5 protein-coding genes are annotated in these 10,296 nt (G+C 69.7%); all 5 read left to right on the plus strand.

Annotation, left to right across the window (positions count from 1 at the left end):
* Positions 1-108 precede the first annotated feature (108 nt).
* The 5 genes from MARPU_RS16525 (at position 109) to MARPU_RS05150 (ending at position 10,293) form a co-directional block, all read left to right on the plus strand.
* The gene (locus MARPU_RS16525; RefSeq protein ID WP_005220466.1) at positions 109-2,889 is read left to right on the plus strand and encodes a DUF2868 domain-containing protein; all 2,781 of its coding nucleotides are present in this window, start codon (positions 109-111) and stop codon (positions 2,887-2,889) included.
* On the plus strand, positions 2,889-4,325 hold the full coding sequence (locus MARPU_RS05135) for a GTPase/DUF3482 domain-containing protein (protein WP_005220467.1): 1,437 nt from the start codon (positions 2,889-2,891) through the stop codon (positions 4,323-4,325). Before MARPU_RS16525 ends, MARPU_RS05135 begins: the two co-directional genes overlap by 1 nt.
* Positions 4,326-4,421: 96 nt before the next feature.
* On the plus strand, positions 4,422-5,711 hold the full coding sequence (bioA, locus tag MARPU_RS05140) for an adenosylmethionine--8-amino-7-oxononanoate transaminase (protein ID WP_005220469.1): 1,290 nt from the start codon (positions 4,422-4,424) through the stop codon (positions 5,709-5,711).
* Between the two features lie 227 nt (positions 5,712-5,938).
* Complete coding sequence (locus MARPU_RS05145; protein ID WP_005220470.1) at positions 5,939-7,171, plus strand: HlyD family secretion protein; 1,233 nt, start codon at positions 5,939-5,941, stop codon at positions 7,169-7,171.
* Positions 7,168-10,293 (plus strand): efflux RND transporter permease subunit, encoded by a 3,126-nt coding sequence (locus MARPU_RS05150; RefSeq protein ID WP_005220471.1) that lies wholly within the window; start codon positions 7,168-7,170, stop codon positions 10,291-10,293. The genes MARPU_RS05145 and MARPU_RS05150 overlap by 4 nt, the downstream gene beginning before the upstream one ends.
* The last annotated feature ends 3 nt before the right edge of the window (positions 10,294-10,296 follow it).

Raw genomic sequence — 10,296 nt, forward strand, 5'->3', positions numbered from 1 at the left:
ATCGGAGACGCTCCGCCGAGGCGGTGCATGGGGCACCCCCCTGTATGGATCTCGCCGCGCAACCGACGTAGAGTAACCGGTTGGACTACGGAGCGGCAGTCTGAGCCCATGGATCTCCGACATCACCGAAGCGAATCCCCGGTCGATCACACCCCGGACGCCGCTGCGCGCTGGGATGTCCCGGACCTGATCGACCTCGAATACTATCTCGACGCCGACGAGCGCGCGCTGCGCGACGAGCCCACCGCCCGTCAGCGGCTCACCGAGCGCGATCGCGCGCTCTATCTCGAGCACATCCAGGCGTCTCTCGACGGCGCCGAGCCCCACACCCAGCAACACCGTCGCGCCAGCCTGCGTCGCTGGCTCGCCGAGCGTCGCGCGCGCGAGCCCGCCGGCATGGGCGCGCTGCTGCCCGGCGCGGCCTTCGCTTCGGCGCAGCGCCTGGGCAACCTGTTGCTCGGCGGCGCCGGCTTCCTGCTCGGCGTGGCGGTGGCCTCGGCGCTGCTCAACTACGACGGGCTGCAGCCGGTCAGCGTCACCTGGTACCTGTTCCTGCTGGTGTTCGTACAGTTCGCCCTGGTCGTCGCCCTGGTCTCGACCTGGGTGACGCGCCGGGTGCGCACCGGCGCGGCGATCGGCCAGGACCTCTCGCTGCTGACCCGTCTCATCCAGCCCCTGCTCAGCAAGGGCGCGGGCTGGTTGCAGCACCAGCGCCTGGCGCACAGCACTGAGGAGGTGCGCGAACGTGCCCAGTCCACCCAGGGGCTGTTGCGCGCGCAGTATGCGCTCTACGGCCCGATCGCCTATCTGCCGCTGCTGATCCCGGCACAGCTCTTCGGGGTGGCCTTTAACCTCGGGGTGATCCTCTGCACGGTGGTACTCGAGTGGTTCACCGACATCGCCTTCGGCTGGGGCTCGGCGCTCGCCGTGCACCCGCAGACCATCCACGACCTCGTGCAGCTGGTCGCCACCCCCTGGGGCTGGCTGTTCGGCGAGGGCGTCGGCTATCCGACCCTGGAGCAGATCGAGGGCTCGCGGATCTATCTCGAACAGTGGGCGATGTCCTCGGCGGCCCGGCCCGATCCCGAGCATCTGCGCTCCTGGCGCTGGTTTCTGGTGCTGGCGGTGATCTCCTACGGATTGTTGCCGCGGCTGCTGCTCTACTGGGTCTCGCGCCTGGTCCTGCGGTTGTCGCTGGAGCGGCTGCCCTTCACTCATGGCCGTACCCAGGCGCTCTATGCGCGGATGCTCACCCCCCGGCTCGACTTCACCGGGGTCGGTGGCGAGGGCGGAGCTGAGATGCACATCCCGGCGCCGGTCGCCCCCGGCGCGCTCAAGCCCAAGGAACAGACTGAGGCGCGCGCCAAGGTACCGCTGCACGTCGCTCGGCCCTGGCGCGATCCGGCGCAGCGGCGCGCTCCGGTGCCGCCGCAATCGCCACCGGTGGACGAGACCCCGCCCCCGCCGGCGGTCATTGCGCCCGAGACCGCCGCTCGACCGGCGGTCCCGGCGGTCCCGACCATGCCGGTGACGCCGCCAGCCCCGAGCGCGGCACCGTCCATGGACGAGGTCGAGGCGGTGGGTTCGACCGCCGAGACCGTAGCGGGAACGTCTGAGACTCAAGCGACGCCCGCGGCATCCGGGCAGCTCGCCGAGCCCCCGGTCGAGGACCGGACCTCGGCGTCCGAGTCCGTCACCGAGCCTGAGGCCGAACCGAAGGCAGCGCAGGTGGTCGCCGAACCCGAGGGAGTGACCGAGCCCCCCCGGTCGGAAGTCGAGCCGGTCGTGGAGCCTGCGCCAGAACCGGAACCCGAGCCCGAGCCGACACCCCGACCCGAGCCAGAGCCGCACGCGGCATCTGAGTCGGGAGAGGGGCAGGAGAGGGTTGGCGATACCGGGGCCGAGCGTCTCATCGAGCCCGATCCGGAGGCCGCGTCGACGACCGAGCTCGCCGCGCAGTCGGTCGAGGCGGCGTCGCAATCGTCGATCGTGTCCGACGCCGTCTCGTCGGTGGGTCAGGTGCGCTCGACTGCGGTGCCCGAGGCGGATGAGCGCGAGGTCGAGGACAAGGCGCCCGAGCCCGTCGCTGAGCCGGAATCTGAGCAAGGGGTCGAGGTGACCGAGGGCGAGACCGAGCCGGAGGCGGAGACGACGACCGCCGAGTCCGAAGGAGCGCCCGAGCCCCCGCAGACGCAGGCCACGACGCTCGTCGAGTCGGCCGCAGAGCCCACGTCAGAAGCGGAACGCGTGCCGGAACCCGAGCCCGAGTCGACACCCCAACCTGAGCCTGAGCCTGAGCCTGAGCCTGAGCCTGAGCCTGAGCCTGAGCCTGAGCCTGAGCCTGAGCCCGAGCCCGAGCCCGAGCCTGAGCCTGAGCCAGAATCGGAACCGGCACCAGTGGTGCCGGTAGCGACAGACGCTGGGCCGCGTTTCGCCCCCGACGGCTGTCTGCTGCTGATCCATGTCGACATCGACGACGTGCTCGAGCCGGAGGACCAGCCGCGACTGGCCGCGCTGCTCGCGCAGCACACCGGCTGGCGGATCGGCGCCCGGGCGCCCTTCGGCGCCGGCAGCCAGATGACCGAGGAGGCGCTCGCCCTGGTGACCGACGGGGCCTGGGAGGCGCCGCCGGCGCGCATCGCCATCATCCAGGACGGCTCGCAGCCGCCGATCACCGAGAACCTGGTGTTCCTGCGCGAGCTGCGTGCCGCCGCCGGCACCCAGGCACAGATGCTGCTCGCGCTGGTCGGCGACCCTGAGGACGAGGACCGCCTGCCACCGCTCGGCACCTTCGATTACACCGACTGGCAGCGCAAGATCGAGCAGATGGCCGACCCCTATCTGCGTCTCGAGATGCTGGCGCCGCAGCCGCAGGATGGAGAAGATTGATGGCGGTGAAGATCCCACGCCTGGCGATCATGGGACACCCCAACGCGGGCAAGTCCTCGGTGGTCGCTACCCTCACCGAGAACGACCGGATCGCGATCGACAAGCGCGCCGGCACCACCACCGAGTCGACCAGCTACCCGGTGATCATCGATGGTCGCACGGTGGTCGAGTTCATCGACACCCCGGGCTTCCAGAACCCCAATGCCATCCTCGAGTGGTTCCAGGCCAACGAGTCGGTGGGCGATCTGGCGCGCGCCTTCGTCGACACCCATCAGCGCGATCCGCTGTTCGCCCACGACTGCGCTCTGCTGCAGCCGGTGGCCGAGGGCGCCGGAGTCATCCTGGTGGTCGATGGTTCCAAGCGCATCAAGGAGAAGGACCGGGTCGAGATCGAGCTGTTGCGTCTCACCGGGCGACCGCGCATGGCGATCCTCAACAACCTCACCAGCCAGAATCGTCACATGGCACAGTGGCAGGACGCGCTGAGCAAGGCGTTCAACTCGGTGCGCGAGTTCAACGCCCATCGCGCCACCTACAGCGAGCGCATCAAGCTGCTCGAGGCGCTCAAGAGCATCGATCAGCGCTGGGAGGAACGCGTCGAGGAGGCGATCGACGCCTTCGCCTGCGACTGGGCGCGGCGCACCGATCAGGCCGTCAACACCATCCTGCAGTTGCTCAGGGATGCGCTTTCCTATCGTGTCACCCGCACCGTCAAGAACGGCAAACTGGTGTTCAAGAGCGGGCGCGAGCGCATCCGCGACGAGGTCGCCGCCGCGTTCGAGCAGGGGCTGCGTCAGCTCGAACTCGATGCCCAGGAGCAGCTCCGCGCCAACTTCCGCCATCATGTCTGGAACCTGCCGCCGGATTCCATCCTCAACCAGGATCTGTTCTCCGACGAGGTCGGTCAGGCACTGGGGCTGTCGCGGCGTCAGCTGGCGATGGTCGGGGTCGCCGCCGGCGCCGCCTCCGGGGCCACCGTCGATCTCGCCGCCGCCGGTCACTCGCTCGGTGCCGGGGCGTTGATCGGCGCCTTCACCGGCGGCGTGCTCGGGCTGGTCGGGGGCAAGGCGCTGGCCAAGCTCGATATCGAGCGCGCCCCCGGCACCCAGCGCTTCACCATGGGGCCGGTCTCCGACCCGCGCTTCCCCTTCGTGCTGCTCGATCGCATCGTGCTCTACAGCGCGCGGGCGATGAACTGGGCGCATGGCCGTCAGGCCGCCGACGAGGAGGCCGCGAACAAGGTCCCCGAGCGCGTCGCGGTGCGCCGTGGCTTCTCCGAGGAGCTGACCCAGTCGCAGCAGCGCGAGCTGGCGCGCTTCTTCCAGGCCGCGCGCCGTGGCCGCGACTGCGACCGCGAGGCGGCCTGTCGCGAGATCATCAAGGAGATCCTCTCCGGCGTCGCCACCAGTCGGATCGACAGCCGCGCCGACATGTAGCCGACATGTCATGGCTTCATCCCGTCCGCGAGCAGGGCCGCGCGCGGGCGGTGTGTCCTTCACTCCATCCAAAGCGGCCCGTGCGATCGACCAACCATGCAAGCCAACGACATCCTCGCCATCGATCAGGCCCATGCCTGGCACCCCTATACCTCCACCCGCGATCGCGACCCGGTCTATCCGGTGCGCGCCGCGCGCGGCTGCCGCATCGAGCTGAGCGACGGGCGCGAGCTGATCGACGGCATGTCCTCCTGGTGGTGCGCGATCCACGGCTACAACCACCCGGTGCTCAACCAGGCCGCGCGCGATCAGCTCGAGCGCATGGCGCACGTGATGTTCGGCGGGCTCACCCACGAGCCGGCGGCGCAGCTCGTCGAGCGACTGGTGGCGATCACCCCGGAGCCGCTGCAACACGTCTTCCTCTGCGATTCGGGCTCGGTCTCGGTGGAGGTGGCGATCAAGATGGCGCTGCAATTCTGGCAGGCCGCCGGGCGCCCCGAGCGCCATCGTCTGCTGACCATCCGTCGCGGTTATCACGGCGATACCTTCAACGCCATGTCGGTGTGCGATCCGGTCACCGGGATGCATCACCTGTTCAGCGCCACCCTGCCGCAGCAGGTCTTCGCCCCGGCGCCCGAGTGTCGCTACGGCGAGCCCTGCACGCCGGCGGCGATCGCCGAGTTCGCCGCGCTGATCGAGCGCCACCAGCACGAGCTGGCGGCGGTGATCCTCGAGCCCATCGTCCAGGGTGCCGGCGGCATGCGCTTCTACAGCGCCGACTACCTGGCGCAGGTGCGGGCGCTGTGCGATCGCTTCGACGTGCTGCTGATCGCCGACGAGATCGCCACCGGCTTCGGGCGCACCGGGCGGCTGTTCGCCTGCGAGCACGCCGGCATCGCCCCGGACATCATGACCGTCGGCAAGGCGCTGACCGGCGGCTACATGACGCTCGCCGCCACCCTCGCCAGCGCGCGCGTGGCCGATACCATCTCCGCGGCCGCGCCCGGCGCCTTCATGCATGGGCCGACCTTCATGGGCAATCCGCTTGCCTGCGCGGTGGCCAATGCCAGCCTCGGGCTGCTGCTCGAGGATGACTGGCAGGGCCGGGTGGCGGCCATCGCCGCCGGGCTCGAGCGTGGTCTGGCGCCGGCGCGCGCGCTTCCCGGGGTGGCCGAGGTGCGGGTGCTGGGCGCGATCGGCGTGGTCGAGATGATCGAGCCGGTGGCGATGCGCGAGATCCAGCGTCGCTTCGTCGAGCGTGGTGTCTGGGTGCGCCCGTTCGGTCGGCTGATCTATCTGATGCCCCCCTTCGTGATCACCCCCGAGGAGCTCGAGGCGCTTTGCGCGGCGGTGGTCGCCGTGGTCGCCGACTCGGCCGCGGACTGATCTCGCTGCCGTCCTGGCGTTGTTTCCGTCCACCGCTGCCCTGATCTGGTGGCGGTGGCGGTAATCGTGGAAACAAATGGCATCCACCACATTTGCCGTAGCAGGGCGGCCTGCGCCTCGGCACAATGCCCCTCCCGGAGGGTGAGACCGCCCGCCGGCCTGGTCATCGTCGCCCCGGGCGCCGATGACGGCGCATCCAACCCCAGCTCAATCGACCAAGGGACACCGTGAATCGTCTGCTCAAGTTGTTGCTGCCCGTCCTGATCCTCGCCGTCGGCTTCGGTGTCTTCCAGTACCTCAAGCAAACCCGCCCCGATCGCCCGGTCACCGAGACCCGCGAGCGGGTCTGGCGGGTGGCGCTCGAGCCGGTCGAGCCGCGTGCGCTGGCGCCGATGCTCGAACTCTACGGCCAGGTCGAGAACCCCGACCTGCTGCGCGCGGCGGCCTCGGCCTCGGCGCAGGTGGCGCGGGTGCTGGTGCGCGAGGGTGAGCGGGTGGTGCCCGGTCAGCTGCTGCTCGAACTCGATCCGCGCGATCTGGTGTCGGGGCTCGCCCGCACCGGCGCCCAGGTCGCCGAGCTCGAGGCTCAGCTCGAGAGCGAGCGCAACGGTCAGGAGAGCGATCGGGCGGCGCTCGAACAGGAGCGCCGCCTGCTCGAACTCTCCGAGGACGCGGTGGCGCGCGCCAAGAGCCTCACCCGGCGTCAGGTCGGCTCGCAGAACGACCTCGACCTCGCCGAGCAGGACCTGGCCCGTCAGCGTCTGGCGGTGAGCGAACGCAGCATGCGCATCGCCGACTACCCGGCACGCCGGCGCGCCCTCGAGGCGCGGCTGCAACAGGCCCGTGCCGAGTACGAGGAGGCGCGACTGGCGTTTGCCCGCTCGCGCGTGGTCGCGCCTTACGCCGGGGTGGTCAGCGCGGTGGAGGTCGCTGTGGGCGATCAGGTCAAGACCGACGAGGTGCTGCTCTCGCTCTATCCGCTCGCCGGGCTCGAGGTGCGCGCCCGCATCCCCGCGCCCTATCAGGCCGAGCTTGCCGCCGCGCTGCGCAACGCCGGCTCCTTGCCGGCCTCGGCGCTGGTCGATGGCGGTCGTGTCGGGCTGGTGCTCGAACGGCTCGCCGGCGAGGCCGATCCGAGCGGCATCGACGGGCTCTTTACCCTCACCGAAGGGGCCGAGTGGCTACGTATTGGTCAGATGCTCACCCTGCGCCTGGAGCGTCCGTTGCGCGAGTCGGTGGTGGCGGTGCCCTTCGCCGCGGTCTACGGCGGCAACCGGGTCTATACCTTCGTCGATGGGCGGATGCGCGCGGTCGCGGTGCGCACCCTGGGGAGCTGGTTCGCGCCCGATGGCGAGGAACGGCTGCTGGTCGCGGCGCCCGAACTCGTCTCCGGTGACCCGCTGGTGGTCACCCACATGCCCAACGCCGTCGACGGGCTGCGGGTGGAGGCGCATCAGTGAGTCGGGCGCGTCGGGCAACGGGACATCGCAGCGATCTGATCGGGCTGTTTGCACACCACAAGGTCGCGGCCAACCTGCTGATGGTGATGATGATCCTCAGCGGCATCTTCGCCCTCGATCGGCTCAACATCCAGTTCTTCCCCAACTTCGATCTCGACATCGTCAGCGTCCGGGTGGTGTGGACCGGGGCCAGTGCCGAGGACGTCGAGGATGGCATCACCAACCCGCTCGAGCAGCGTCTGCGTAGCGTCGATGGACTCAGTGACCTGACCTCGACCTCCTCGCAGGGGATCTCGGCGATCACCCTGGAGTTCGACGAGGACACCGACCCGCTGCTCGCGCTCGATCAGGTCAGGCGGCTGGTCGACAACTTCCGCAACCTGCCGCAGGACGCCGAGAAACCCGAGGTGGCGCTCGCCACCCGCTACGAGACCGTGGCGCGGCTGCTGGTGAGTGGCCCGGATCGCCCCGAGGAGCTGCGTCATCTGGTGCGCCGCTTCGAGTCCGAGCTGCTCGATCGCGGGATCGACAAGGTCGACATCCGCGGGTTGCCGGAGGAGGAGATCAGCATCGCGGTCGACCACCAGCGTCTCGAGCAGCTCGGCCTGAGCCTGGGGCAGATCGGCGATCGGGTGGCCGCCTTCAGCCGCGACCTGCCGGCCGGTCAGGTCGGTCGCGCCGAGGCCGCGCGCGAGCTGCGCAGCCTCGACAAGCGGCGCGATCCGCTGGAGTTCGCCGACCTGCCGGTGGTGACCGAGGAGGTGCTGCAGATCGATCTCGGCGATGTCTCCGAGATCGAGCGGGTGCCGCGCGACGGTCAGCTGCTGCTCACCGTCGATGGCCGTCCGGCGGTGGAGATGGTGCTGCAGCGCGCCGAGCTCGGCAATTCGCTGGAGGCGGCGCAGGTGCTCGACCAGTGGCTCGCCGACACCCGCCCGACGCTCTCGCCCGGGGTCGAGCTGGTGGTCTACGACGCCGCCTGGCAGTTGATCCGCGACCGCATCATGCTGTTGGTGAGCAATGGCGCCGGGGGCTTGATCCTGGTGGTGGCCATCCTCTTCCTGTTTCTCAGCGGGCGGGTGGCCTTCTGGGTCGCCTGGGGCATCCCGGTCTCCTTCATGGCGACCCTGTTCATCCTCTATCTCGCCGGCGGCAGCATCAACATGATGAGCCTGTTCGCGCTGATCATGGCGCTCGGTATCATCGTCGACGATGCCATCGTCGTCGGCGAGGACGCCCAGGCTCATCACCAGATGGGCGAGGATCCGCTGCTCGCCGCCGAGGGCGGGGTGCGGCGGATGCTCGCCCCGGTGCTCGCCTCGTCGTTGACCACCATCGCCGCCTTTCTGCCGCTGATGCTCGTTGGCGGGATCATCGGCAACATCCTCGGCGCCATCCCGCTGGTGGTGGTGGCGGTGATCCTCTCCTCGCTGCTCGAGAGCATGCTGGTGCTGCCCGGGCACCTGCGCGGGGCCTTCGTCCACGCCCATCGCACCCAGCCGGGGTCGTTGCGCGCGCGTCTCGATCGCGGCTTCGAGCGGCTGCGCGACGAGTTCTTCCGCCCGCTGGTGACGCACGCCGTGGAGCACCGCTTCGCCACCATCAGCGCGGCGGTGGCGCTGTTGATGATCGCCGTCGGCCTGCTCGCCGGGGGGCGCATGACCTTCGTCTTCTTCCCCACGCCCGAGAGTCAGATCATCAATGCCAATGTGACCTTCGTCGCCGGCACGCCGCGCGCGCGCGTCGATGACTTCCTCGAACATCTCGACCACACCCTGCGCGAGACCGAGGCGAGCTTCGATCAGGGGCGGTTGGTCAACCTGGCCATCGCGCTGCACGGCAGCAAGCCCGAGAGCGCCGGCTCGACCGCCGATCAGCTCGGCGGGCTGCGCGTCGAGCTCACCCCGACCGATGCGCGCACGGTGCGCAACGCCGAGTTCATCCGCGCCTGGCGCGCGCGCATCGAGCAGCCGCCGGGGCTGGAGTCCTTCACCATCACCTCGCGCCGGGCCGGACCGCCGGGGCGTGATCTCACGGTGCGGCTCAACGGTGCCGAGGCCGAGACCCTCAAGGAAGCCGCGCTGGCGCTCTCCGAGGCGCTCAAGGGCATGCCCGGGGTCGGTGAGGTGGAGGACGACATGGCCTATGGGCGCGAGCAGATCATCTATCGGCTCTCGCCGGCGGGCGAGGCGCTGGGGCTGACCGTCGAGGACCTGGGGCGCCAGCTGCGCAACGCCTTCGACGGTCAGCTGGTGCAGATCTTCCAGGACGGCGCCGACGAGGTCGAGGTGCGGGTGCGCCTGCCGCGCGCTGAGCGCGACCAGCTCGGCGCGCTCTATCGCTTCAATGTGCGCCTGCCCGACGGTTCGGCGGTGCCGCTGAGCGCGGTGGCCGAGTGGGATTCGCGCCGTGGCTTCGAGATCCTGCGTCATGCCGGCGGCAAGCTCGCCGTCGAGGTCTCGGCCGATGTCGACTCCGAGGTCAGCGAGGTCGGCGCGGTGCTCGAGTCGCTCGCTGCCGGGCCCTTGCCCGAGCTGCAGCGTCTACACGGTATCAGCTACTCGTTCGAGGGACGCTCGGCCGATCAGCGCGAGACCCTGGGGGATATGCGCAAGGGGCTGCTGCTCGGGCTGATCCTGATCTATATCATCCTCGCCTGGGTGTTCGCCTCCTACGGCTGGCCGCTGGTGGTGATGGCCGCCATCCCCTTCGGTCTGACCGGGGCGCTGTTCGGGCACTGGTTGATCGACATCGACGTCACCATCCTGTCGCTGTTCGGCATGTTCGGCCTCTCCGGGATCGTGATCAACGATTCGATCATCCTGGTGAAGTTCTACCAGCAGTTGATCGGTCAGGGGCTGGGGCGCCAGGACGCGCTGGTCGAGGCCGCCTGTCAGCGTCTGCGCGCGGTGTTGCTGACCAGCATGACCACGGTCGCCGGGCTGATGCCATTGCTCTTCGAGACCTCGGTCCAGGCCCAGTTCCTGATCCCGATGGCGACCTCGATCGCCTTCGGTCTGGCCTTCGCGACCCTGTTGGTGTTGCTGGTGATCCCGGCGCTGCTGTCGGTGCACGAGAGCATCCATGCCCGGTTGCAGGCGCTGCGCGTGCGGCCCGCCTGAGCA

The organism is Marichromatium purpuratum 984, assembly GCF_000224005.2.
Taxonomy (GTDB): Bacteria; Pseudomonadota; Gammaproteobacteria; order Chromatiales; family Chromatiaceae; genus Marichromatium; species Marichromatium purpuratum.